The 1,191-nt window shown below is 58.2% G+C and carries 1 protein-coding gene; it reads right to left on the reverse strand.

Annotation, left to right across the window (positions count from 1 at the left end; all coding sequences use genetic code 11):
• Nucleotides 1-14: 14 nt before the first annotated feature.
• Nucleotides 15-1,124 carry an IS630 family transposase gene (locus AC1DW2_RS43780; RefSeq protein ID WP_477009210.1) on the reverse strand — a complete coding sequence of 370 codons (1,110 nt, stop codon included), beginning with the start codon at nt 1,122-1,124 and terminating at the stop codon, nt 15-17.
• Nucleotides 1,125-1,191: the final 67 nt, after the last annotated feature.

Raw genomic sequence — 1,191 nt, forward strand, 5'->3', positions numbered from 1 at the left:
CTAGTCACGTGAATCTAAAGTTCGCCACATAAAGTCCGCTGAGCTTTATAGCAGAAGCGTTTGACGGAAGCCAAAATCTGGTCTGCGGACTTGGTCCATTTGAATGGCTTCGGTTTTCTGTTGTGCAGGTCGATGAAGGTACGGATGTCGGCCTCGAGCTGCCTGACGGAGGTGTGAACACCTCGCTGGATCTGTTTTCTGGTGAGTTCAGCGAACCAGCGCTCGACCTGATTGATCCATGACGCGGAAGTCGGCGTGAAGTGGACATGATAGTGCGGCCGACGGGCGAGCCACGCTTTGATCTTAGGTGTTTTGTGGGTGGCGTAGTTGTCCATGACGAGATGGACATCGAGGCCTTCAGGAACTTGAGCATCGATCCCTTTTAAAAACTTCAAGAACTCGACTGCCCGGTGCCGCTTATAGCATTTGCCGATGACGAACCCCGAGGCGACATCGAGCGCGGCAAACAGCGAGGTCGTACCATGCCGCACATAACTGTGCGTGCGCCGTTCCGGTACGCCCGGCATCATCGGCAGGACCGGCTGCTCGCGAYCCAGGGCCTGGATCTGGCTTTTCTCATCGATACTGAGGACAAGGGCTCGGTTCGGTGGGGACAGGTAAAGGCYGACGATATCGCGGACCTTGTCGACGAACAGCGGGTCGCTCGACAGCTTGAATGTCTGGCTGCGGTGCGGCTGCAGGCCGAACGCCATCCACATTCGGCGGATCGTGGTGTGGGAAAAGCCAGTTTCCYCAGCCATTGAGCGGATCGACCAGTGCGTCGCGTCGGGTGGCGTTGTACGCAATGTCCGCTCAATTACCTCAGCAACCTGATCGTCGTTGATGGTTCGAGGGCGGCCAGGGCGGGCCTCGTCAAGCAGGCCATCACAGCGATCCTTCAAAAATCGGCGACGCCACTTGCCAACGGTGTGTTCGTGGAGGCCGAGTTCGGCAGCCACGGACTTGCTTGGCAAGCCATCCGCACACCGCAGGATCGCGCGGCAGCGCTCAGATAGCGATCGGGCAACGCGATGACGACGAACTTGCCTCTCCAAGTACGCCCGCTCCTGCGGACTAAGCACCAACGGCGCGATCGGCCGGCCTCGTTCACCTGCATTCGCCACGAGCTCTCTCCTCTGTAGAGATTCGAGCTATCAACTAATGTGGCGAACTTGCGTTCCAGATGACTAG

The organism is Bradyrhizobium sp. P3_C3, from assembly GCF_056402655.1.